Origin of the sequence: Ralstonia pickettii, from assembly GCF_030582395.1 — a bacterium.
In the GTDB taxonomy this organism is placed as follows: domain Bacteria; phylum Pseudomonadota; class Gammaproteobacteria; order Burkholderiales; family Burkholderiaceae; genus Ralstonia; species Ralstonia pickettii_D.
In genome coordinates this window covers 161,554-183,240 of record NZ_CP104383.1, presented here as the reverse complement: position 1 = coordinate 183,240, position 21,687 = coordinate 161,554, and the positions used below count along the sequence as shown (strand labels likewise).

Genomic DNA, 21,687 nt, shown 5'->3' with positions numbered 1-21,687 from the left:
GCCCTAGTGCGTATGACGATGGTGGATGTCCGGATAATGCGGGTGTTTGTGGACCAGCACCTCATGCTTGTGCGCATGCACGTGTGGCTCCTTGCCATCCCACGGGAAATCGTGCTCATGCTGGTGGTGCTCGTCGTGTCGATGCGCATGCATGTGCTCCATGGGCTCGTGCACGTGCTCATGCTCGTGCCGCTCGCGCAGATGCAGCCAGACCCCTAGCGCCATCAGCGCCGCAGCGATCCAGAACAGAATGCCGGGAACCTCAGGCCAGATGAGGAATGAAATCACGACGCCGAACAGCGGCGCGACCGAGAAGTACGCTCCGGTGCGCGCGGTGCCCAGATGTCGCAGCGCGACCACGAATAGCGCCAGGCTAATCCCATAGCCAGCAAAGCCGACCACCATGGCCGCGACAAGAGGCAACGCAGCCGGCAGCGCATTGCCGGCCACCAGTGCGAAGCCAGTATTGCAGGTGCCGGCCACCAAGCCTTTCAGGCAGGCGATCAACACCGCATCGTTGGACGAGACGTTACGCGTCAGATTGTTGTCGATCGCCCAGCAGGCACAGGCGGCAACGATCAACAAGGCGCCCGGTGACAGGCTCGCCGCATCGGGTTGCCACGACAGCAGCACGCCGCCCGCGACGATGGCGACCATCCCGAGAACGATTTGCCGGTCGGCGTTTTCCTTGAATATGATCCACGCCACCAGCGCGGTGAAAACCCCTTCGACGTTCAGCAATAGCGACGCGGGCGCGGCGCCCGTGTGAGTCAACCCCGTCATCAGGAGTGCTGGCCCCGCCACGCCGCCGGCGACAATCGCGCCCAGCAGCCAGGGAATCTCACCCCGAGGAATGGCAGGCCCAGGCTGTGCCGCCTCGCTGGCTGTCCTGGTCAGCCGCCTGAATAGCAGAACACCCGCCAAGCCAAGGCCACTTCCCAGATAGAGCAGTCCCGCCAGCAGGATCGGTGAAACCGCGCCAGTCAGGGTCTTAGCCAAGGGCGTGCTTGCGCCGAACAGCAGTGCGGCTGCCAGGGCTGGGGTTGCGGAGCGGAGGGACATGTCGACAATCGTGGTTGAGCGCGGGCTCGACTATTGTCGCGCGTTCGGCGTGCGTCAGGTGTCGGGCTTCAAGACACGCATCACCGGATGATGGTCGATGTCCGGCAGGGGAAGATAAATCTCATGCGTGGCGGGATCGATCGCCAAGCTGTGCGCATTCGGCCCCACCCAACCTTCGCCGATCTTGGCCACTCCGGCTGCCTCAACCTTAAAGGGGTCGTCTCAGAAAACGGAAAATAAAGCACGCTAAGGCATAGCCGAACCTGCCAAGCTTGCTCCACCCTGTAGTGACGCGATCAGCGGGCAGGAAACGTTCCCCCTTCGCGCATGGCAGGCGCACACCAACTCAGACAGCACGGCCTCCATGCGCGCCAGGTCAGCCATTTTCTCGCGCACGTCCTTGAGCTTGTGCTCGGCCAGACTGCTGGCTTCCTCGCAATGGGTGCCATCCTCCAGCCGCAGCAGCTCGGCGATCTCATCCAGGCTGAAGCCCAGCCGCTGGGCTGATTTCACGAAGCGCACCCGCGTTACATCCGCCTCGCCATAGCGGCGGATGCTGCCATAGGGCTTGTCAGGCTCCAGCAACAAGCCCTTGCGCTGATAGAAACGGATGGTCTCCACATTGACCCCGGCCGCCTTGGCGAAAACGCCAATGGTCAGGTTCTCCAAATTGTTTTCCATATCGCTTGACTCCGTACATGAGTACGGAAGTAAGGTTACGCTATCCAATTTCAATTCGAAAGGACAAGCGCATGTCTGAACCAAAAACCGGGCGCGGCGCGCTCTTCACTGGAGGGCTTGCCGCCATCCTCGCCTCGGCTTGCTGCCTCGGGCCGTTGGTTCTGATCGCCTTGGGGTTCAGCGGCGCTTGGATCGGCAACTTGGCGGTGTTGGAACCCTATCGCCCCATCTTTATCGGCGTGGCGCTGGTGGCGTTGTTCTTCGCCTGGCGGCGCATCTACCGGCAGGCAGCGGCCTGCAAACCGGGTGAGGTCTGCGCGATTCCCCAAGTGCGAGCTACTTACAAGCTCATTTTCTGGATCGTGGCCGCGCTGGTTCTGGTCGCGCTCGGATTTCCCTACGTCATGCCATTTTTCTACTGATCGGAGTTCACCATGAAGAAACTGTTTGCCTCCCTCGCCCTCGCCGCCGTTGTTGCCCCCGTCTGGGCCGCCACCCAGACCGTCACGCTGTCCGTACCGGGCATGACCTGCTCCGCCTGCCCGATCACTGTCAAGAAGGCGATTTCCAAGGTCGAAGGCGTCAGCAAAGTTGACGTGACTTTCGAGACACGCCAAGCGGTCGTCACCTTCGACGATGCCAAGACCAGCGTGCAGAAGCTGACCAAGGCAACCGCAGACGCGGGCTATCCGTCCAGCGTCAAGCAGTGAGTCACTGAAAACGGCACCGCAGCACAACGGACGTCATTGTCTGGCGCCACAAACGATAAAGGATCTGTTGCATGACCCATCTAAAAATCACCGGCATGACTTGCGACTCGTGCGCGGCGCACGTCAAGGAAGCGCTGGAAAAAGTGCCAGGCGTGCAGTCGGCGCTGGTGTCCTATCCGAAGGGCACAGCGCAACTCGCCATCGTGCCGGGCACATCGCCGGACGCGCTGACTGCCGCCGTGGCCGGACTGGGCTACAAGGCAACGCTAGCCGATGCGCCACTGGCGGACAACCGCGTCGGACTGCTCGACAAGGTGCGGGGATGGATGGCCGCCGCCGAAAAGCACAGTGGCAACGAGCCCCCGGTGCAGGTAGCGGTCATTGGCAGCGGTGGAGCCGCGATGGCGGCGGCGCTGAAGGCCGTCGAGCAAGGCGCGCAGGTCACGCTGATCGAGCGCGGCACCATCGGCGGCACCTGCGTCAATGTCGGCTGTGTGCCGTCCAAGATCATGATCCGCGCCGCCCACATCGCCCATCTGCGCCGGGAAAGCCCGTTCGATGGCGGTATTGCGGCAACTGTGCCTACGATTGACCGCAGTAAGCTGCTGGCCCAGCAGCAGGCCCGCGTCGACGAACTGCGGCACGCCAAGTACGAAGGCATCCTGGGCGGTAATCCGGCCATCACCGTTGTGCACGGTGAGGCGCGCTTCAAGGACGACCAGAGCCTTACCGTCCGTTTGAACGAGGGTGGCGAGCGCGTCGTGATGTTCGACCGCTGCCTGGTCGCCACGGGTGCCAGCCCGGCGGTCCCGCCGATTCCGGGCTTGAAAGAGTCACCCTACTGGACTTCCACCGAGGCCCTGGCGAGCGACACCATTCCCGAACGCCTTGCCGTAATCGGCTCGTCGGTGGTGGCGCTGGAGCTGGCGCAAGCCTTTGCCCGGCTGGGCAGCAAGGTCACGGTCCTGGCGCGCAATACCTTGTTCTTCCGTGAAGACCCGGCCATCGGCGAGGCGGTGACAGCCGCTTTCCGTGCCGAGGGCATCGAGGTGCTGGAGCACACGCAAGCCAGCCAGGTCGCCCATATGGACGGTGAATTCGTGCTGACCACCACGCACGGTGAATTGCGCGCCGACAAACTGCTGGTTGCCACCGGTCGGACACCGAACACGCGCAGCCTCGCGCTGGACGCAGCGGGGGTCACTGTCAATGCGCAAGGTGCCATCGTCATCGACCAAGGCATGCGCACGAGCAACCCGAACATCTACGCGGCCGGCGACTGCACCGACCAGCCGCAGTTCGTCTATGTGGCGGCAGCGGCCGGCACCCGTGCCGCGATCAACATGACCGGCGGCGATGCGGCGCTCGACCTGACCGCAATGCCGGCCGTGGTGTTCACCGATCCGCAAGTGGCGACCGTGGGCTACAGCGAGGCGGAAGCCCACCACGACGGGATCGAGACCGACAGCCGCACCTTGACCTTGGACAACGTGCCGCGTGCGCTCGCCAACTTCGACACACGCGGCTTCATCAAGTTGGTTATCGAGGAAGGCAGCCATCGGCTGATCGGCGTACAGGCGGTCGCGCCGGAAGCGGGTGAACTGATCCAGACGGCGGCTCTGGCCATTCGCAACCGCATGACGGTGCAGGAACTGGCCGACCAGTTGTTCCCCTACCTGACGATGGTCGAGGGGTTGAAGCTCGCGGCGCAGACCTTCAACAAGGATGTGAAGCAGCTTTCCTGCTGCGCCGGGTGAGAAAAAGGAGGTGTTCAATGAACGCCTACACGGTGTCCCGGCTGGCTCTTGATGCCGGGGTGAGCGTGCATATCGTGCGCGACTACCTGCTGCGCGGATTGCTGCGCCCGGTGGCGTGCACACCAGGCGGCTACGGCTTGTTCGATGACGCCGCCTTGCAACGGCTGTGCTTCGTGCGGGCGGCCTTCGAGGCGGGCATCGGCCTCGACGCGCTGGCGCGGCTGTGCCGGGCGCTGGATGCGGCGGACGGCGACGAAGCGGCCGCGCAGCTTGCCCTGCTGCGTCAGTTCGTCGAGCGTCGGCGCGAAGCGTTGGCCGATCTGGAAGTGCAGTTGGCCACCCTGCCGACCGAGCCGGCACAGCACGCGGAGAGTCTGCCATGAACAACCCCGAGCGCTTGCCGTCCGAGACGCACAAACCGATCACCGGCTACCTGTGGGGCGGACTGGCTGTGCTGACTTGCCCCTGCCACCTGCCCATCCTCGCTGTCGTGCTGGCCGGCACAACCGCCGGTGCTTTCCTCGGCGAGCATTGGGTCATCGCGGCGCTCGGTTTGACCGGCCTGTTCCTTCTGTCCCTGTCGCGGGCGTTGCGGGCATTCAGGGAAAGAGAATGAGCGCTTTCCGGCCGGATGGATGGACGACGCCGGAACTGGCCCAAGCGGTCGAGCGCGGGCAGCTTGAACTGCACTACCAGCCCGTCGTCGATCTGCGCAGTGGTGGGATTGTCGGCGCGGAAGCCCTGTTGCGCTGGCGTCATCCGACGCTTGGACTATTGCCACCGGGCCAGTTCCTGCCCGTGGTCGAATCGTCCGGCCTGATGCCTGAAATCGGCGCTTGGGTGCTGGGCGAAGCCTGCCGCCAGATGCGTGACTGGCGAATGCTGGCATGGCGACCGTTCCGGCTGGCCGTCAATGTTTCGGCGAGCCAAGTGGGACCGGACTTCGACGGGTGGGTAAAGGGCGTGCTGGCTGATGCCGAGTTGCCCGCCGAGTATCTCGAAATCGAGCTGACCGAATCGGTCGCGTTTGGTGATCCGGCGATCTTCCCCGCCCTGGACGCCTCGCGGCAGATCGGTGTGCGCTTCGCCGCCGATGACTTCGGGACGGGGTATTCCTGTCTGCAACATCTGAAGTGCTGCCCAATCAGCACGCTCAAGATCGACCAATCGTTTGTCGCCGGGCTCGCCAACGACCGCCGCGACCAAACCATCGTGCACACCGTGATTCAGCTTGCGCACGGGCTGGGCATGGATGTGGTGGCTGAAGGCGTGGAAACATCGGCGAGTCTTGATCTATTGCGACAAGCGGACTGCGACACAGGACAAGGCTTCCTGTTCGCGAAGCCAATGCCGGCGGCGGCATTCGCCGTCTTCGTCAGTCAATGGAGGGGTGCCACCATGAATGCAAGTGACTCGACCACCACCAGTTGCTGCGTGTGCTGCAAGGAAATCCCGCTCGATGCCGCCTTCACCCCGGAAGGCGCGGAATACGTCGAGCACTTCTGCGGGTTGGAGTGTTATCAACGCTTCGAAGCGCGTGCCAAGACAGGGAACGAAACCGATGCCGATCCGAACGCCTGCGACTCGCTACCGTCAGATTGAGGCATACCCTAACTTGGCGTCAGACCATCCGGCGCTAAATCGTCAGAATAGAGTTGCCTTCCGAATTGATTGACATGCGCCGTCAAGGGTCATAGATTTCTTCCTGACACATTTCCCTCAGGAGGATACCTTGCACGGTCAGCGCATCGGTTACGTCCGCGTCAGCAGCTTCGACCAGAACCCAGAACGGCAGCTCGAACAGATCCAGGTGGATAAAGTGTTCACCGACAAGGCGTCGGGCAAGGACACACGGCGGCCCGAACTGGAACGGCTGCTCGCCTTCGTGCGCGAAGGCGACACGGTCGTGGTGCACAGCATGGATCGTCTGGCGCGCAACCTCGACGACCTGCGCCGCCTGGTGCAGGGCCTCACCCAGCGCGGCGTACGCATCGAGTTCCTTAAGGAGCATTTGACCTTCACCGGCGAGGACTCGCCGATGGCGAACCTGATGCTGTCGGTAATGGGCGCGTTCGCCGAGTTCGAACGCGCCTTGATCCGCGAGCGGCAGCGCGAGGGCATCGCGCTCGCCAAGCAGCGCGGGGCCTACCGTGGCAGGAAGAAATCCCTGTCGTCTGAGCGTATTGCCGAACTGCGCCAACGTGTCGAGGCTGGCGAGCAAAAGACCAAGCTGGCTCGTGAATTCGGAATCAGTCGCGAAACCCTGTATCAATACTTGAGAACGGATCAGTAAATATGCCACGTCGTTCAATCCTGTCCGCCGCCGAGCGCGAAAGCCTGCTGGCGTTGCCGGACACCAAGGATGAGTTGATCCGTCACTACACGTTCAGCGAAAGCGACCTCTCCATCATCCGGCAGCGGCGCGGCCCGGCCAATCGGCTGGGCTTCGCGGTGCAGCTCTGCTACCTGCGCTTTCCCGGCGTCATCCTTGGCGCTGATGAGCCACCGTTCCCGCCATTGCTGAGACTGGTCGCCAACCAGCTCAAGGTCGGCATCGAAAGCTGGGACGAGTACGGGCAGCGTGAGCAGACCCGACGCGAGCACCTGGTCGAGCTGCAAACGGTGTTCGGCTTCCAGCCGTTCACGATTGGCCACTACCGGCAGGCTGTCCAGTTGCTGACCGAGCTGGCCATGCAAACCGACAAGGGCATCGTGCTGGCCAGAGCCTTGATCGAGCACCTGCGGCGGCAGTCGGTCATTGTGCCCGCCCTCAACGCCGTCGAGCGGGCGAGCGCCGAAGCGATTACCCGCGCCAACCGGCGTCTCTACGACGCCTTGGCTGAGCCGCTGACGGACGTGCATCGCCGTCGCCTCGACGATCTGCTCAAGCGCCGCGACAACGGCAAGACGACGTGGCTGGCCTGGCTGCGGCAATCCCCGGTCAAACCGAACTCGCGGCACATGCTGGAACACATCGAACGCCTCAAGGCGTGGCAGGCGCTCGACCTGCCCTCCGGCATCGAGCGGCTGGTTCACCAGAACCGGCTGCTCAAGATCGCCCGCGAGGGCGGCCAGATGACGCCCGCCGACCTGGCGAAGTTCGAGCCGCAGCGGCGTTACGCGACCCTGGTGGCGCTCGCCATCGAGGGCATGGCCACCGTCACCGACGAAATCATCGACCTGCATGACCGCATCCTGGGCAAGCTGTTCAATGCCGCCAAGAACAAGCATCAGCAGCAGTTCCAGGCATCCGGCAAGGCGATCAATGCCAAGGTGCGGCTGTTCGGGCGCATCGGCCAGGCGCTGATCGAGGCCAAGCAAGCGGGCCGCGATCCGTTCGCCGCCATCGAGGCCGTCATGTCCTGGGATGCTTTCGCCGAGAGCGTCACCGAAGCGCAGCGGCTCGCGCAACCCGAGGACTTCGATTTCCTGCACCGCATCGGCGAGAGCTACGCCACGCTGCGCCGCTACGCGCCGGAATTTCTCGACGTGCTCAAGTTGCGGGCCGCGCCCGCCGCCAAGGACGTACTCGACGCCATCGAGGTGCTGCGCAGCATGAACAGCGACAACGCCCGCAAGGTGCCCACCGACGCGCCGACCGAGTTCATCAAGCCGCGCTGGCAGAAGCTGGTGATGACCGACACCGGCATCGACCGGCGCTACTACGAACTGTGCGCGCTGTCGGAGCTGAAGAACGCGCTGCGCTCCGGCGACATCTGGGTGCAAGGCTCGCGCCAGTTCAAGGACTTCGAGGACTACCTGGTGCCGCCCGCGAAATTCGCCAGCCTCAAGCAGGCCAGCGAATTGCCGCTGGCCGTGGCCACCGATTGCGACCAGTACCTGCATGACCGGCTGACGCTGCTGGAAACGCAGCTCGCCACCGTCAACCGCATGGCGCTGGCCAACGAGCTGCCGGACGCCATCATCACGGAGTCGGGCCTGAAGATCACGCCGCTCGATGCGGCGGTGCCCGATACCGCACAGGCCCTGATCGACCAGACGGCGATGATCCTACCGCACGTCAAGATCACCGAATTGCTGCTGGAGGTAGACGAATGGACGGGCTTCACCCGGCACTTCGCCCACCTGAAGTCAGGCGACCTGGCCAAGGACAAAAACCTGTTGCTGACCACGATCCTCGCCGACGCGATCAACCTGGGCCTGACCAAGATGGCGGAATCGTGCCCCGGCACGACCTACGCCAAGCTGGCCTGGCTGCAAGCCTGGCACATCCGCGACGAAACCTACGGGGCGGCACTGGCCGAGCTGGTCAACGCGCAGTTCCGACATCCCTTCGCCGAGCATTGGGGCGACGGCACCACGTCATCGTCGGACGGCCAGAACTTCCGCACCGGCAGCAAGGCCGAGAGCACCGGCCACATCAATCCGAAATACGGCAGCAGCCCAGGGCGGACGTTCTACACCCATATCTCCGACCAGTACGCGCCGTTCCACACCAAGGTCGTGAACGTCGGCGTGCGCGACTCGACCTACGTGCTCGACGGCCTGCTGTATCACGAATCCGACCTGCGGATCGAGGAGCACTACACCGACACGGCAGGGTTCACGGACCACGTCTTCGCGTTGATGCACCTGCTGGGCTTCCGCTTCGCCCCGCGCATTCGTGACCTGGGCGACACCAAGCTCTACATCCCGAAGGGCGATGCCACCTACGAGGCGTTGAAACCGATGATCGGCGGCACGCTCAACATCAAGCACGTCCGCGCCCATTGGGATGAAATCCTGCGGATGGCCACCTCGATCAAGCAGGGCACGGCGACGGCCTCGCTGATGCTCAGGAAGCTTGGCAGCTACCCGCGCCAGAACGGCCTGGCCGTCGCCCTGCGTGAGCTGGGACGCATCGAGCGCACACTGTTCATCCTGGACTGGCTGCAAAGCGTCGAGCTGCGCCGCCGCGTGCATGCCGGGCTGAACAAAGGCGAGGCGCGCAACGCGCTGGCCCGCGCCGTGTTCTTCAACCGCCTGGGGGAAATCCGCGACCGCAGCTTCGAGCAGCAGCGCTACCGGGCCAGCGGCCTCAACCTGGTGACGGCGGCCATCGTGCTATGGAACACGGTCTATCTGGAGCGGGCCGCGAACGCCTTGCGTGGCCACGGTCAAGCCGTCGATGACGGCCTGTTGCAGTACCTGTCGCCGCTCGGCTGGGAGCACATCAACCTGACCGGCGATTACCTCTGGCGCAGCAGCGCCAAGATCGGCGCGGGCAAGTTCAGGCCGCTACGGCCGCTGCAACCGGCTTAGCGTGCTTTATTTTCCGTTTTCTGAGACGACCCCCACAAGAGGGAGAAGGGCCACCGCCCCTGCCGCGAGCAACATCAGACTCGATAGAACTTTTTTCATGAATTTTTCGTGGCTACTTCGTGCCGAAAACATACGTTCCGACGACAATGACCACCAACCCAATCAGCTTCCATTTGGCCGGCAGCGAATAGATTGCGCTTCGAATGATTGAGCGCTCAGCTTCGTTGACGACTTGCTTTTCATCAAGCATGTAACCTTCCCTACTCGGCAAAAACTTCCTGCAACGTATTCAAGACGCTCATCAAGGTCTTATCGACCACTACGCCCTCTTTCTTGACCAGGCGCACCTTGTCCACCGCGCGAATCTGGTCCAGCAAAATCAGCCCGCTCTTCTTCATGAACGTGATAGGCACGCGGAACGGCGCTGACCGACCCTTCGTCGTCATCGGCGCGACGATCACCGTGCGCAGATGGTCGTGCATTTCGGGCGGCGAGACGACCACGCACGGCCGCGTCTTCTGAATCTCACTGCCTTTCGTCGGGTCCAGGGCGACCAGCCAAATCTCACCGCGCGCTACCACACCAGCTCCGCGTCGTCAGCGTTGGGGAACTCACCCATCACCAGCGCATCGTCGCCGGCCGCCGCCACCGCTTGGCTGGCCTCGGCCCAGCCCTCGCGAGCCTTCTTCTGCGGTTTGCGAATCACCAGCGCGTCGTCCTCGACAGACATGTCCACTTCATCCTCCAAACCAAGTTGGGCCAGGATCGGCTTGGGGATCAGCACCCCTTGCGAATTGCCCATCCTGCGTATCGTCGCTCTCATAGCATCACCGTAAGCACAATGTTATACCCTCGCGCAGCGAATGGCAACACAATGTTATTACATCTTCCTCGTTGTGTCCTCCCGCTCTTGACTCGGGCTCGTTCGCACGACTACTGTACAAAAACACAGTATTGAGCAAGCCATGAAAGTGCACGTAACACCGCTCAAAATCAAGGGCGTCTTCAAGCAAAAGTGGATGCGCGCCATGGGCAATGCGCGCGGCGTGCTCTATGTGGGCGACCGGCGCGACACCATCAACCAGCGCAGCACCATCGTGGCCGAGCTGCGCGAGACCGACGATCCGGCAAAGAAGGAGTGGATGCTCTTCGACGCCCGCCTGGTGTGGGCAAAGGAATCGATGTTCTTGCTGGCGGGCTATGAGCGACGCATCGAGTCGATTGATACCATCACCGACTATGCCCAGACCTGGCTCGTCAGAATACCCACGCGGGGTGACGGTGAAGTCGATTACGCCACCGATGAGGCTGCCGCGCCTACCGAGCAGCAGGTCGAGGCGGTGCTGGCCGAGGCCGGCGTATGATGGGTCTCCCTGCCTGATCTGGAGGCCACATCATGTGCTACTCGGCCATGGTCCGCGCCAACTACCGCGAGTTTTGTCGCATGTTCGGCGCGACGATCTCGATCCGCGAGTTCGTCGAGCTGTATGTCGAGCGCGCCGACGATGCGAAGCTGCGGCTGCCCAAGGCGATGTCGGCCGCGTTCCTGGACGCGCCGGCTACGGAGGAGGAACGGCGGATTGCCGAGTTGATCCGCGCCTACGATGCCGCGCAAGAGTCGGCGCTGCAGCAGGAGTTGTTCAAGCAGACCAAGCGCCTGGCCGATGCCGAGCGCGCCCTGCAGATCAAGGTCACCAAGAAGGCGAGCGAAGACCAGCGCATTGCCGGCGGCAAGATCGATACGCTCAAGGCCAAGCTGGCGGATCTCGCGCGCACCGAGCTGAAGCCACGCGACGCCCGGATCTTCCCCGGCTGGTATGCGCCCGTGCTGATCGTCGAGAACGGCCAGCGCGTCATCAAGCCGATGCGCTACCAGTGCCGCCCGGCCGGCAAGCCGGCCTTCTACGACGACAAATACCCCGGCACCTATAACGCGCGCCGCGACAATCTGCGCGGCTTCTGGAAGGGCCAGTATGGACACACGCATGGCCTGATCCTGGTCGACAGGTTTTACGAGAACGTGACCGGCGAAGACGGGAAGAACAAAGTCTTGGAGTTCGAGCCGAACCCGGCCCAACTGATGCTGGTCGCGTGCTTGTGGTCGCACTGGAGCACACCCGGCCAACAGGATCTGTGGTCGTTTGCGGCGATCACGGACGAGCCGCCGCCCGAGGTCGCCGCGGCTGGCCACGACCGCTGCATCGTGCCGATCAAGCCCGAGCACGTGGATGCGTGGTTGAACCCGGAGTCGCAAGGCCTGGACGCACTCGATGCGATTCTGGACGACCGGATGCCGGCGTACTACGAGCACCGGATGGCGGCATAGATCAGGGGACGAGCATGGCATCCAAGCCAGCACACGCCTCGTAAAGGTCCTGACGCGACACCTGCAGATACGGCGCGACATGGTCAAGCTCCGCGTGGCCAAGCAGCAGTTGAACGGTCTCGATGGAATGCCCCTGCGCGAGTAGGCGACTGGCGAACGTTCGCCGGCCCGAATGACTACTGAAGCCTGTCCCAAGACCTGCAGCGCGATAGAGCCCAGTGATGTAGCTCTGCAGGCTATCGGCCGCCAGATAGGCCGCCTCTGTCATATCCATCATTTCTCTCTCCGCAATATCCGGCGACATGCCGGTTTCCCCAATAGGGGGTAGTCGTACTTTTCGTGCAAAAACTGGCGGTTTCCCAACAAAGCCTTTATCCATAAGGGCTCCAGGTCTTTGCCGACAATTGTCTGCTGCCCCCAAGTGACTTCAGGAGTACGATATTCGCCCGCGATTTCGGATCGCACCACCTGAACGGGGGCAGAAGATGCCGGGCTTGGAATTTCGCTATGTGGGAAAGGACTCTTTACCCACTCGCCTGTCGGAGTTCGATGTCGAGCACTACTTCGCGCTGACCGACAGCGACGTTGCAGCGATCAACGAGAAATTCCGGCGTGACGGGCGTGCCGGAGCCGCCATCCAGTTGGTGTTTCTGCGTGCAAGCGGCCGCACCCTCGACCAACTGAACACCCTTCCCCGGCAGTTGCTGAGGTACATCGGCGCAAGGCTAGGCACGCCGACCCCGACCATTGCTTCGCTTCGCACGATTTACCAGCGATACAAGACCCTCTATGAACACCAGATCTGGGCCTGCGACTATCTGGGCCTGACGCGGCTTGATGGGGATCAGTGGACCGGGCTCGAAGCCTGGATGCGACAGGACGCCGCTGAATCTCTGACGATCGAGGAACTGCTCCAGCACGCGCACTTCTGGTTGTTTGAACGTCGGATTCTGATCCCTGCCTCGCGGGCGTTGCAGGACTTGGCTCGCTCCATCTGGGCCGGCATCGAGGGGGATTTGCGGGCCGCGATTGAGGCGGTTGTGCCGCTGGCACAGATCGCACAAGCGGAAGCGGCAGTGTTCGCTCAGCACGCAACATCAGGCACGACCGTCCTCGAATGGCTCAAAACCCCGCCAGCGCGGCACAGCCCGTCAACCATGAGCGAGACGCTGGCCAAGATCCGCTTCCTGAAGGATCTCGGCGCGGACCGCTGGGCGTTCGATGCCATCCCTATCGAAAAACAGCGCGCCTACGGGCAGCGCATCCAGGCCCGCCGCCCTGCCAAAGTCCGCGAACTGAAGACCTCCACGCGCACGATCGAGCTGGTGTTCTTCCTGCGCGTGACCTTGCTGGAGCTGACGGACGCGATGGCCTACCAATCTGGGCGGCGCGTGTCCGACCTGGTCCGGCGAGCCTACAACAGGACCACGGCCAAGCAAGTGCGCTCGGCGGTCGAATACCGTCAGCAGTTGGTCGACATCAAGGCGCTGGTTGACGATGCCCGCCGCCCGGCGGAAGACCGCCTGGCCGACATCGGTAAGCTGCTGGATGGCTTCTCTGCCAAACCTCCTGCGAGCCACGCGGCCAGCGTGCGCGAGACGCTCACGGAAGACCAACACCGCATCCGCAATCTCCTCACTGCCCTTCGGGGATTGGAATTCGCCAGCAACGGCTCCGATCCTGCTGTGCAGCAGCTTGAGCTCGTCGGCAGCTTGCACGATCAAGGGGCGACAGAGTTGCCGCCCGATTGCCATGTGCCGGTCAGTGCCAGTTGGCGAGATCTGGTCAACGGCGAAGACCGGCAGCGCGCGATGCGTGCAATGGAAGCCAGCGCCATGATGGGCTTGCGCAGAGGGTTGCGTCGCGGAACAGTGTGGATCAAACACAGCCTCTCTTTCCGGGAGCGCGACCAATTGCTGATCCCGCCAGCGCAATGGGACGCCGAGCGCGACCGGTATCTGTCCTCGCTGGGATTGCCGAACCAGGCGGACACCTATCTCAACCCGCTGATGGAGCACCTGAAAGCCGGCCTGGCGGCGCTGGACGAGGCCCGCGAAGCCGGTCACTTCACCATTGATGCGAGTGGCACGCTGCATCAATCGCCGCTCGATGCAGCGGACACCGACGCCACCCCCGCACGCACCAGAGACCTACTCTTCAAGGATATCGGCAACGCGCAGTTTGCCGACATGATCCTGGAGATGGATGCGCGTACCAATTTCAGCGAAGTATTGCTGGCCCGCAGGGCCAGAGACTCGCACGAGCTGATCGCACTGTACGCCGGGCTCATTGCCCATGGAACCGAACTGGACGCCAAGGGTGTGGCGGCCATGATCCCGCAACTCGACCCCGCGCACGTCTCCACCGCGATGCGCGCTCTGGAGATGCCAGGGCGGCTGCGCCGCGCGAACGAACGGGTGGTGGAATTCCAGCGCACGCACCCTATCACCGAGCTGTGGGGGACGGGCCAACTGGCATCGAGCGACTCGATGAGCCTGGATACCTCGCCCCACCTGTTCTACGCCCGCGCCGACCCACGCCGCCGCACCCATGCGGTTGGCATCTATACGCATGTGCTGGACCAGCACGGGATCGTCTACAACCAGCCCATGGTGCTCAACGAACGCCAGACCGGCGTCGCGATCGAAGGCGTCATGCGCCACAACGAGACCCGCGCGGACGGTGGGTTGCTCAGGCTTGCCGTTGATACCCATGGATACACGAACGTAGGGATGACGGTGGCCAAGTTCCTTGGCTTTGACCTGTGCCCCTGGCTACGCAACCTGTCGGAGCGCAAGCTCTACCTGCCGCGCGGCCTGGAGGTGCCAGACGGTTTGGCAAGTGCCGTCTCGCTCGACATCTCGCTCAAGGCGATCCGGGAAGGCTGGGATGGCTTGCTGCGCTTGGTGGCCTCCATTCACTCCGGGCGAGTGTGCGCCATCGTGGCACTACAGCGCTTCGGCAGCGCGGCCCAAGGTGATCCGATCCACCGGGCGGCCGACCACCTGGGCAAGTTGCTGCGCACGCTGTTCCTGTGCGATTTCTTCAGCAACGCTGAGTTTCGGCGGGAGCTGCGCACGCTGCTCAACCGTGGCGAGTCCGTGCACCAGCTCCAGCGAGCCATCTATTCCAGCAAGGTCCAGCACGATCGCGGCCGGCGCCAGGACGAGATGATCGCGATTTCCGGGTCGCTCACGCTGCTGACGAACCTGGTGATTGGCTGGAATACCCAGCGCATGCAAGCGACGGTTGATGCTTGGCGCGGCAAAGGGCAGCGGGTCGAGGATGACTGGCTGCGCCGCATGGGACCGGCGCACTTCGCGCACGTGAATTTCCGGGGCATCTTGAGCTTTCCAATCCACCAGTACCAAGACACCTTGCTGGAGACGGCGCCGCGCCGGCGTGCGGGCTAGCGCAAATCCGGCAATCCACCGATCGAAGATCATGACGCTGAACACCGATGCCATCGACGAGGTCGTGCTGGCGCTTCTGTTCCTGAACTTGAGCGACGGCAATCACGCCTGGAAAAGCCTGGACTGGGACGCGCTGAACCGCTTGCACGCCAAGGGCCTCATCGGCGATCCGGTTAGCCGGGCAAAATCCGTTGTGCTGACCGAAGCCGGTCTGCGCGAAGCCGAGCGGCTGTGTACCGAGCACTTTGTTCGCCCCGACGGCAAAACCATGCCTCAGGCGCCAGGTTGATCAGCTCCAGTAGGTATCGGTCAGCGGATCGTGCAGCGTCACCTCGATGAAGCAATTGCAAAGGTCCGCGTTTTCGTGCATCTCCGAGATCAGTTCCTCGATGGCATGCTCCAACTCGGGGCCGGCAGCAAACGGCATGACGATTTCGTAGCGGGGGCGCCGCTTCTCGAACACGCGCATCTGGTACGGGGACAAGCAGAACTGCTCGATCCAGCGGCGGGCCTTGGACATGCCGCGCACGAATTTGCTGTTGCGCTCGATGTAGATGTCCACCGTTAACCGCGTTTCCTGCGCGGGCTTGGGCGCGACCGCGAGTGGTAGCGCTGGCGGCGCCACCGGCATGGTGGTGGGTGGTTGTGGCGGTGCTGGCGTCGGCGGTGGTGTCACCGATAGTGCCGTTTCAATGCGATGCTGCGCGAACGGATCGGCTGCGTCGATGTAGCGCATGGCGGAGCGCACGTCCTTCCAGCCGACGTATTCCATCAGCATCTTGAGATCCCACTGGTTCGCGTTGGCCCAGGTCGCGAAGCCGCGCCGCAGCGAGTGGCTGCTGTAGCTGTCGGGCGCCGGCAGTTCTGCTGCGCGGAAAAGCGAGCGTAGCAACGGCACGAAGCTGCTGACGTGGAGCGCTTCGTCGCCAACATTTCCCCATCGGTCGATGCGGCGAAATACCGGCCCCTGCTTCAACCCAGACGCGGTGATCCATGTCTCGAAGGCCGCCACCGGGCACAGGCGCGAGAGCGCTGGCACCTTGAACGTAGTGCCGTGTTGAGCACGGTCTGCCTTGGTCCGCGGCAGAAACACGGTCATGCCGCGGCCTGCCTCGACCTCGATGTGTTCGACGCGCATCCGGTTCAATTCATCAGACCGAAAACCCCGCCAGAAGCCGATCAGCACGAGCGCCTTGTCACGGGCGTGTGTTGCATAGGTCCGCACGTCGCCAGTGGCGCCGGCATGCGCAAGCCGCGCATCCAGCCAAGCGACCAGTTGTTCAAGCTGCACGAGCTGCAACGGCTTGGCGCGCTTTTCGGTCGCGGGGTGCAGCGCGGCAATGCCCTTGAGGACCTTGCGCACGTGCGGCGCTTTGGTCGGATCGGGAAACCCCTGGCTCTGGTGCCATTGTCCGAGCGCTGCCAGGCGTGCACGCAACGTGTTGAGCGACAGAGATTCGGCGTGCTCGGCGAGGTAGCGTGCAACCGCGTCGGCGCTCGCCGGCAGGAAACCGCCCCATTCGACTTCGAAGTGGCGGATAGCGGACTGGTAGCTACGTCGCGTGTTGTAGCGAGTAGCTGCTTCCAAGTACCGGTCGATATCTGTCATGGAACGCCTGCGCAAATGCTGTTGCGCCTGTATTGTCGCTGCTTTGGCGAACCGAAGTTGATGTCCCAGTTGGCATTTGCGCACCGCCGCACGGCGCGATGCTTTGCTGGTCTGCACAACACAAAACTCCTGCCCGAGCGGCCGATCCCTTGCATTCAAGGAAGTGGTGAACTACAAAACATATCTATATCTATAGAAATATCGAGCCTTCAGGCAAACGATATGCCCCCGCGCCGCATGACGCAGGCCCGCTGACGGACGCTGGCAAGGCCACTCTTCCAAACGAAGGGGGAGACCCATGTCCCTGTCTCGCAGGCAGTTTCTGAAGGCCACCGGGGGCGCAGCCGCCACTGTTGGCGCTACCGGCAACATCGCTACGGCGGCCCCCACCACGCAGCCAGTTGCTGATGTGGGGCGGACCACACTGCCATACCCCGCCAAGACGGTCGCGCGCGCTTCTCAGTTGCGCGTCAACGAGCCGGTCGCGTTTCTTTATCCTGACGCCTCTTCTCCGTGCGCGTTGATGAAGATGGGAGCGCCTGTGCCGGGCGGTGTCGGCCCTGACAAGGACATCGTAGCCTTCAGCACGCTGTGCACACATATGGGCTGCCCGGTCGCCTACGATGCCGCCGCACGCGCGTTCAAATGCCCGTGCCACTTCAGCATTTTCGATCCCGAGAAGGCCGGTCAAATGGTCACGGGACAGGCCACCGAGAATTTGCCGAGGATCGTTCTGGACTACAGCGCCAAAGACGGTTCGATCAAGGCCGTGGCCGTCGATGGACTCATCTACGGGCGTCAAGCCAACTTGCTGTGAAAGGAGGCGACTGCCATGGCGACCAATAAGGATCGGGTGGCCCTGCCGCCCGTGAATGCACAGAAAACCAACCTGACGTGCCATTTCTGCATCGTTGGGTGCGGATACCACGTCTTCAAATGGCCCGAGGACACCGAAGGTGGCCGCGCTCCCACCCAGAATGCCCTGGGCCTGGATTTCCGCAAGCAGCTGCCGCCGCTCTCGGTGGTGATGACCCCCAATATGCAGAACACCATCACCGACAAGGATGGCCGGCGCTACAACATCCTGATCGTGCCGGACAAGCAATGCTCGGTGAACCAGGGCTTGTCGTCGACGCGCGGTGGGCAACTGGCCAAGGTGATGTACAACCCCGAGGGCGTGGCCAAGGACCGGCTGCGCAGTCCTCGAGTGTATGTGGCCGACCAGTGGGTTGATACCAGTTGGGATGACGCGCTAGCGCTATATGCCGGGTTGACCAAGCGGATTCTCGATCGCGATGGTCCCGACGGACTGGCGTTCGACTGCTTCGACCACGGCGGCGCAGGTGGCGGTTTCGAGAACACCTGGGGAACCGGCAAGCTGATGTTTACTGCCCTCAAGACACCTCTAGTACGGATTCACAATCGTCCTGCCTACAACTCTGAGTGCCATGCGACGCGCGAGATGGGTATCGGCGAGTTGAACAACAGCTATGAGGACGCTGAGCTAGCCGACGTCATCATGGCCATCGGCTGCAATTCCTACGAGACGCAAACCAACTACTTCCTAGCGCATTGGTTGCCTAACCTGCGGGGCCAGACCGTCGACAAGCGCAAGCAACGCTTCCCCGGCGAGACACCGGTTGCCGCCAAGGTGATCTTCGTCGATCCGCGCCGCACTGCGACCATCGCTGTGGCCGAGCAGGCGGCAGGCAAGGCAAACGTCCTGCACCTGGACATCGAGCCGGGCACCGACATTGCGCTGTTCGACGGGTTGCTGACCTATGTGGTGGACCAAGGCTGGCATGACAAGCAGTTCATCGCCACCTACACGAAAGGCTTTGATCAAGCACTGGCGGCCAACCGGATGTCGCTCGAAGAAACGAGTCGCGTCACAGGCGTACCGGTCGACAAACTGCGCCAAGCCGCCGAGTGGGCGTACAAGCCCAACGCTGCTGGGCAACGGCCTCGCACCATGCACGCGTACGAGAAGGGCATCATCTGGGGCAACGATAACTACTTGATCCAATCTGCCCTGGTCGACCTCGTGCTGGCCACGCATAACGTCGGCCGGCGCGGCACGGGCGTCGTGCGGATGGGCGGCCACCAGGAGGGCTATGCACGTCCGCCGTATCCGGGCAAGGACAAGATCTACGTAGATCAGGAAATCATTCACGGCAAGGGCCTGATGTACACGGCTTGGGGCGCCAATCCGTTCCAGACCACGTTGAACGCCGAGGAGCACCGCGCCGTCATCCTGCGCCGGGCCAACATCGTCAAGGAAGCAATGGCGAAAGTGCGCGGGGTACCTGCTCCGCAAATGGTCGATGTGGTCTATGACGCAGTGCGGAACAAGGGCGGCCTATTTGTCACCAACATCAACCTCTATCCCACCAAGCTGGCGGAAGCCGCGCATCTGATGCTGCCGGCCACGCATCCGGGCGAGATGAATCTGACCTCGATGAACGGCGAGCGCCGCATGCGCCTGTCTGAGCGGTTCATGGACCCGCCGGGAACCGCCCGGCCGGATTGCTTGATTGCCGCCGATATCGCCAACACGCTTAAGAACATGTACGAACTTGAGGGCAAGCGCGACATGGCGGCACGGTTCAGCGGCTTCGATTGGAAGACCGAGGAGGATGCCTTCAACGATGGATTCCGCCAAGCTGGTCAACCCGGCGCTGGCCACATCGACAGCCAGGGCGGCAATTCCGGCAATCTGGTCACCTTCGAGCGGCTACACGCCATGGGCAACAACGGCGTGCAGTTGCCGGTCAAGGAATACCGGGACGGCAAACTGATCGGCACTGAGATGCTCTACACGGACGGCAAGTTCGACACCGCTGACGGCAAGGCCGAATTCAAGCCCGCCACATGGCCAGGCTTACCGAAACCGGTGGCCGACCAGAAAGCCAAGTACCGCTTCTGGATCAACAACGGCCGCGTCAATGAAGTGTGGCAAACGCTCTATCACGACCAGTACAACGAGTTCGTGCGCGGGCGTGTGCCCATGGCCTTCCTGGAGATCAATCCCGACGATGCGCGCTCGCTGGGTATCAGTTCAGGCGACGTGGTGGAGGTCTACAACGACTATGGCTCTACCTATGCGATGGCGTATCTGGAGCCCGACATCAAGCGGAACCAGACCTTCATGCAGTTCGGACACTTCAACGGCGTCATGGGCAACGTGACCACGCCGTGGACCGATCGCAACGTGGTGCCTTACTACAAGGGAACCTGGGCGAACCTGCGCCGCGTGGGCACGGTCCAGGACTTCAAGGAGACTGTGAGTTTCAAGAGTCGCCGAAGCGAAGCGACTTGACTATTCCCGACTGATGCAGCGCGGCGCGACGGCGATTCGATCTCGATCAATCAGCTGTTCGATGTCGCGACGCTGGGCGTCCATCTATTACGTCCATCGGAGCAGGTGCTCGACATGCCGCCCCACGATTCCCATCGCCGGGCGGCACGTGCTACGCGCTTGATTCTCTTAATGCGTCAGAGCCTTCGATGCCACGTCCTTGATTGCGCTGATGACGCTCTCGACGCTGGCACTCGGGTGCGGGCGGGTGATCACGAACAATGTTTGCTCGATCTTGCCGTCACTCGGGATGACGCGTACGTCGGCGCGTTGGCTCGCCGGCAGAGCGGAGCTCATGAAGCCGATGGCGCCCGGTGTTGCCGCGACGACACCAGGAATCTGGTTGGCGAGCTCGATAGTCTTGATGTCGGTCGGGAAGTCCTTTCCGCCGAGCAGGTGGCGGCTGATCTCAGTGCGCATGGCGCCGGTGCCCGCTTCAGAGATGATGACGACGGGCTGATCTTCCCCGCCAACTTCCTTCCAGTTCTTGATCGTGCCGGTCAGCAAGCCGGTGAGTTGGGCTTTCGTGAGATGAGACACCTTGTTGGAGGCGTTCACGACGAAGAGAACTTCCGCGTGACCGAGATTCACCACATTGAACTCACGCTGGTCAATCTTCAGCCCTTTCAGATTGGGGGTCTTGGCGAGTTGGTCAGCAACGTCCTTGAACGGAGCGGAGGTCATGGCGACATCGGAGGAGAAGCCAATGAGGTCAGTCAGGCCCTCGCCGGAGTTGCTGGGGCTGACCTTCAGCTTTTGACCCGACAAGCGCTCAATATCCGCCATGTAGGGCGTGATCAGGACGCTGTTGACGGTCGTCGAGCCGCGGACATCGATCGTATCGGCAAGGGCAGAAAGCGACTGCATGGCAACCAGAGCGATGGCTGCGGTGGCAACAAAACGCTTGAGACGCATGAGCTGAGCTCCAAAGTGGCTAAGAATTGTTCCGGACCTGGGGCGACCCGGCCCGGTGAAATGCTGCGATACTTGCAGCATTCAATTAGTATTGAATTGTTTCGTGAAGGAAATATGTCTTAACTGTTGCGTCACGAGAGGCTTGCGGCTGAGAAGGAATTTCCTCGCATCGAACGAACGCTCGATTAGCATTACGCCCCATGGATAAAAGTACTGCGACCTCCGTCTTCGAGTCCCTCTCGTCAGGTGTCCGGCTGGACGTGTTCCGCTTGCTCGTGAAGATGGGGCAGGAAGGTATGGTCGCAGGCGACATCCGCGACACGCTGGATATCCCCCCGACAAATTTGTCGTTCCACCTCAAGTCCATGGCCCACGCGGGCTTGGTCAGTGCAACGCAGGAAGGGCGTTTTCTGCGCTACCGCGCCAACCTCCCCATGATGCTTGACCTGGTCGCCTATCTCACCGACGAGTGTTGCGGCGGTCAACCGGAGCTCTGTGGGGACCTTGATGCTCAATCCATCTGCCCCGAGTGCGAGGGCCAGCAAGCGCCAGGTTGAAGTCTCTGCCCATCCACTGACATGCGGTGGGGCGTGC

At 62.5% G+C, this 21,687-nt stretch carries 23 protein-coding genes; 15 read left to right on the top strand and 8 right to left on the bottom strand.

What is annotated here, in order from left to right:
• Positions 1 to 3: 3 nt before the first annotated feature.
• From N5B55_RS24560 to N5B55_RS24550, 3 genes are read right to left on the bottom strand one after another with little or no spacing between them, the layout of a single operon-like run.
• A complete protein-coding gene (locus N5B55_RS24560) occupies positions 4 to 1,062 on the bottom strand; it encodes a DMT family transporter (RefSeq protein WP_024542515.1) in 1,059 nt (352 codons plus the stop codon).
• A gap of 54 nt (positions 1,063 to 1,116) precedes the next feature.
• Positions 1,117 to 1,254: a hypothetical protein gene (locus tag N5B55_RS24555; protein ID WP_157774043.1), complete on the bottom strand. Its 138-nt coding sequence runs from the start codon at positions 1,252 to 1,254 to the stop codon at positions 1,117 to 1,119.
• Positions 1,255 to 1,308: 54 nt separating this feature from the next.
• Positions 1,309 to 1,743, bottom strand: a complete 435-nt coding sequence (locus N5B55_RS24550) for a mercury resistance transcriptional regulator MerR (protein ID WP_003131969.1) — start codon at positions 1,741 to 1,743, stop codon at positions 1,309 to 1,311.
• A gap of 71 nt (positions 1,744 to 1,814) precedes the next feature.
• On the opposite strand from N5B55_RS24550, the gene merT reads away from it, so the two are divergent.
• The 8 genes from merT to N5B55_RS24510 all read left to right on the top strand — a co-directional run bounded on the left by merT (position 1,815) and on the right by N5B55_RS24510 (position 9,472).
• Positions 1,815 to 2,165 (top strand): mercuric ion transporter MerT, encoded by a 351-nt coding sequence (gene merT / locus N5B55_RS24545; protein WP_003131974.1) that lies wholly within the window; start codon positions 1,815 to 1,817, stop codon positions 2,163 to 2,165.
• 12 nt (positions 2,166 to 2,177) lie between these two features.
• Positions 2,178 to 2,453: a mercury resistance system periplasmic binding protein MerP gene (gene merP, locus N5B55_RS24540; protein ID WP_003131987.1), complete on the top strand. Its 276-nt coding sequence runs from the start codon at positions 2,178 to 2,180 to the stop codon at positions 2,451 to 2,453.
• Positions 2,454 to 2,524: 71 nt separating this feature from the next.
• On the top strand, positions 2,525 to 4,210 hold the full coding sequence (gene merA, locus N5B55_RS24535; protein ID WP_003156770.1) for a mercury(II) reductase: 1,686 nt from the start codon (positions 2,525 to 2,527) through the stop codon (positions 4,208 to 4,210).
• Positions 4,211 to 4,227: 17 nt separating this feature from the next.
• Positions 4,228 to 4,593 (top strand): mercury resistance co-regulator MerD, encoded by a 366-nt coding sequence (merD, locus tag N5B55_RS24530; protein WP_000995360.1) that lies wholly within the window; start codon positions 4,228 to 4,230, stop codon positions 4,591 to 4,593.
• A complete protein-coding gene (merE, locus tag N5B55_RS24525; RefSeq protein ID WP_003132004.1) occupies positions 4,590 to 4,826 on the top strand; it encodes a broad-spectrum mercury transporter MerE in 237 nt (78 codons plus the stop codon). The genes merD and merE overlap by 4 nt, the downstream gene beginning before the upstream one ends.
• The gene (locus tag N5B55_RS24520) at positions 4,823 to 5,812 is read left to right on the top strand and encodes a DUF3330 domain-containing protein (protein WP_024542516.1); all 990 of its coding nucleotides are present in this window, start codon (positions 4,823 to 4,825) and stop codon (positions 5,810 to 5,812) included. Before merE ends, N5B55_RS24520 begins: the two co-directional genes overlap by 4 nt.
• 130 nt (positions 5,813 to 5,942) lie before the next feature.
• A complete protein-coding gene (locus N5B55_RS24515) occupies positions 5,943 to 6,503 on the top strand; it encodes a recombinase family protein (RefSeq protein WP_003124096.1) in 561 nt (186 codons plus the stop codon).
• Positions 6,504 to 6,505: 2 nt separating this feature from the next.
• Positions 6,506 to 9,472, top strand: a complete 2,967-nt coding sequence (locus tag N5B55_RS24510) for a Tn3-like element ISPa38 family transposase (protein WP_003100881.1) — start codon at positions 6,506 to 6,508, stop codon at positions 9,470 to 9,472.
• A 260-nt stretch (positions 9,473 to 9,732) separates the two neighbouring features.
• Here N5B55_RS24510 and N5B55_RS24505 read toward each other — a convergent pair whose 3' ends face one another.
• Together N5B55_RS24505 and N5B55_RS24500 are read right to left on the bottom strand one after the other, a co-directional pair.
• Complete coding sequence (locus N5B55_RS24505) at positions 9,733 to 10,053, bottom strand: type II toxin-antitoxin system PemK/MazF family toxin (RefSeq protein WP_304541906.1); 321 nt, start codon at positions 10,051 to 10,053, stop codon at positions 9,733 to 9,735.
• Entirely contained in the window at positions 10,047 to 10,295 is a 249-nt protein-coding gene (locus N5B55_RS24500) for an AbrB/MazE/SpoVT family DNA-binding domain-containing protein (protein ID WP_304541903.1), read from the bottom strand. The genes N5B55_RS24505 and N5B55_RS24500 overlap by 7 nt, the downstream gene beginning before the upstream one ends.
• Positions 10,296 to 10,437: 142 nt before the next feature.
• On the opposite strand from N5B55_RS24500, the gene N5B55_RS24495 reads away from it, so the two are divergent.
• Both N5B55_RS24495 and N5B55_RS24490 read left to right on the top strand, forming a co-directional pair.
• Positions 10,438 to 10,836, top strand: a complete 399-nt coding sequence (locus N5B55_RS24495) for a hypothetical protein (protein WP_304541900.1) — start codon at positions 10,438 to 10,440, stop codon at positions 10,834 to 10,836.
• Between the two features lie 32 nt (positions 10,837 to 10,868).
• Positions 10,869 to 11,798 carry an SOS response-associated peptidase family protein gene (locus tag N5B55_RS24490; RefSeq protein ID WP_304541898.1) on the top strand — a complete coding sequence of 310 codons (930 nt, stop codon included), beginning with the start codon at positions 10,869 to 10,871 and terminating at the stop codon, positions 11,796 to 11,798.
• A 1-nt stretch (position 11,799) separates the two neighbouring features.
• Here the strand turns inward: N5B55_RS24490 and N5B55_RS24485 are convergent, their stop codons facing one another.
• Positions 11,800 to 12,177: a tyrosine-type recombinase/integrase gene (locus N5B55_RS24485; protein WP_304541896.1), complete on the bottom strand. Its 378-nt coding sequence runs from the start codon at positions 12,175 to 12,177 to the stop codon at positions 11,800 to 11,802.
• Between the two features lie 106 nt (positions 12,178 to 12,283).
• Between N5B55_RS24485 and N5B55_RS24480 the strand changes: the two genes are divergently transcribed.
• Together N5B55_RS24480 and N5B55_RS24475 are read left to right on the top strand one after the other, a co-directional pair.
• Entirely contained in the window at positions 12,284 to 15,211 is a 2,928-nt protein-coding gene (locus tag N5B55_RS24480) for a Tn3 family transposase (RefSeq protein ID WP_304542233.1), read from the top strand.
• Positions 15,212 to 15,242: 31 nt separating this feature from the next.
• Positions 15,243 to 15,500 (top strand): DUF6429 family protein, encoded by a 258-nt coding sequence (locus tag N5B55_RS24475; protein ID WP_304542230.1) that lies wholly within the window; start codon positions 15,243 to 15,245, stop codon positions 15,498 to 15,500.
• Here the strand turns inward: N5B55_RS24475 and N5B55_RS24470 are convergent, their stop codons facing one another.
• Positions 15,501 to 16,820, bottom strand: a complete 1,320-nt coding sequence (locus N5B55_RS24470) for a site-specific integrase (RefSeq protein WP_304542228.1) — start codon at positions 16,818 to 16,820, stop codon at positions 15,501 to 15,503.
• A gap of 298 nt (positions 16,821 to 17,118) precedes the next feature.
• Between N5B55_RS24470 and N5B55_RS24465 the strand changes: the two genes are divergently transcribed.
• A complete protein-coding gene (locus N5B55_RS24465) occupies positions 17,119 to 17,637 on the top strand; it encodes an arsenate reductase (azurin) small subunit (protein WP_304542226.1) in 519 nt (172 codons plus the stop codon).
• A 15-nt stretch (positions 17,638 to 17,652) separates the two neighbouring features.
• Positions 17,653 to 20,139 (top strand): arsenate reductase (azurin) large subunit, encoded by a 2,487-nt coding sequence (locus tag N5B55_RS24460; protein WP_304542224.1) that lies wholly within the window; start codon positions 17,653 to 17,655, stop codon positions 20,137 to 20,139.
• A 168-nt stretch (positions 20,140 to 20,307) separates the two neighbouring features.
• On the opposite strand, the gene N5B55_RS24455 is transcribed toward N5B55_RS24460, so the two are convergent.
• On the bottom strand, positions 20,308 to 21,093 hold the full coding sequence (locus N5B55_RS24455; protein WP_304542222.1) for a substrate-binding domain-containing protein: 786 nt from the start codon (positions 21,091 to 21,093) through the stop codon (positions 20,308 to 20,310).
• A 200-nt stretch (positions 21,094 to 21,293) separates the two neighbouring features.
• On the opposite strand from N5B55_RS24455, the gene N5B55_RS24450 reads away from it, so the two are divergent.
• Positions 21,294 to 21,650 (top strand): ArsR/SmtB family transcription factor, encoded by a 357-nt coding sequence (locus N5B55_RS24450; protein WP_304542220.1) that lies wholly within the window; start codon positions 21,294 to 21,296, stop codon positions 21,648 to 21,650.
• Positions 21,651 to 21,687 lie beyond the last annotated feature (37 nt).

What these genes read in the sequence shown, in the direction of transcription:
- merT (WP_003131974.1), top strand. Translation starts at nt 1,815, where the DNA reads ATGTCTGAACCAAAAACCGGGCGCGGCGCGCTCTTCACTGGAGGGCTT.
- N5B55_RS24455 (WP_304542222.1), bottom strand. Translation starts at nt 21,093, where the DNA reads ATGCGTCTCAAGCGTTTTGTTGCCACCGCAGCCATCGCTCTGGTTGCC.
- N5B55_RS24550 (WP_003131969.1), bottom strand. Translation starts at nt 1,743, where the DNA reads ATGGAAAACAATTTGGAGAACCTGACCATTGGCGTTTTCGCCAAGGCG.
- N5B55_RS24490 (WP_304541898.1), top strand. Translation starts at nt 10,869, where the DNA reads ATGTGCTACTCGGCCATGGTCCGCGCCAACTACCGCGAGTTTTGTCGC.
- N5B55_RS24475 (WP_304542230.1), top strand. Translation starts at nt 15,243, where the DNA reads ATGACGCTGAACACCGATGCCATCGACGAGGTCGTGCTGGCGCTTCTG.
- N5B55_RS24460 (WP_304542224.1), top strand. Translation starts at nt 17,653, where the DNA reads ATGGCGACCAATAAGGATCGGGTGGCCCTGCCGCCCGTGAATGCACAG.
- N5B55_RS24520 (WP_024542516.1), top strand. Translation starts at nt 4,823, where the DNA reads ATGAGCGCTTTCCGGCCGGATGGATGGACGACGCCGGAACTGGCCCAA.
- N5B55_RS24465 (WP_304542226.1), top strand. Translation starts at nt 17,119, where the DNA reads ATGTCCCTGTCTCGCAGGCAGTTTCTGAAGGCCACCGGGGGCGCAGCC.
- N5B55_RS24480 (WP_304542233.1), top strand. Translation starts at nt 12,284, where the DNA reads ATGCCGGGCTTGGAATTTCGCTATGTGGGAAAGGACTCTTTACCCACT.
- N5B55_RS24495 (WP_304541900.1), top strand. Translation starts at nt 10,438, where the DNA reads ATGAAAGTGCACGTAACACCGCTCAAAATCAAGGGCGTCTTCAAGCAA.
- N5B55_RS24470 (WP_304542228.1), bottom strand. Translation starts at nt 16,820, where the DNA reads ATGACAGATATCGACCGGTACTTGGAAGCAGCTACTCGCTACAACACG.
- N5B55_RS24450 (WP_304542220.1), top strand. Translation starts at nt 21,294, where the DNA reads ATGGATAAAAGTACTGCGACCTCCGTCTTCGAGTCCCTCTCGTCAGGT.
- merP (WP_003131987.1), top strand. Translation starts at nt 2,178, where the DNA reads ATGAAGAAACTGTTTGCCTCCCTCGCCCTCGCCGCCGTTGTTGCCCCC.
- N5B55_RS24560 (WP_024542515.1), bottom strand. Translation starts at nt 1,062, where the DNA reads ATGTCCCTCCGCTCCGCAACCCCAGCCCTGGCAGCCGCACTGCTGTTC.
- N5B55_RS24510 (WP_003100881.1), top strand. Translation starts at nt 6,506, where the DNA reads ATGCCACGTCGTTCAATCCTGTCCGCCGCCGAGCGCGAAAGCCTGCTG.
- N5B55_RS24485 (WP_304541896.1), bottom strand. Translation starts at nt 12,177, where the DNA reads ATGGATAAAGGCTTTGTTGGGAAACCGCCAGTTTTTGCACGAAAAGTA.
- merE (WP_003132004.1), top strand. Translation starts at nt 4,590, where the DNA reads ATGAACAACCCCGAGCGCTTGCCGTCCGAGACGCACAAACCGATCACC.
- merD (WP_000995360.1), top strand. Translation starts at nt 4,228, where the DNA reads ATGAACGCCTACACGGTGTCCCGGCTGGCTCTTGATGCCGGGGTGAGC.
- N5B55_RS24500 (WP_304541903.1), bottom strand. Translation starts at nt 10,295, where the DNA reads ATGAGAGCGACGATACGCAGGATGGGCAATTCGCAAGGGGTGCTGATC.
- merA (WP_003156770.1), top strand. Translation starts at nt 2,525, where the DNA reads ATGACCCATCTAAAAATCACCGGCATGACTTGCGACTCGTGCGCGGCG.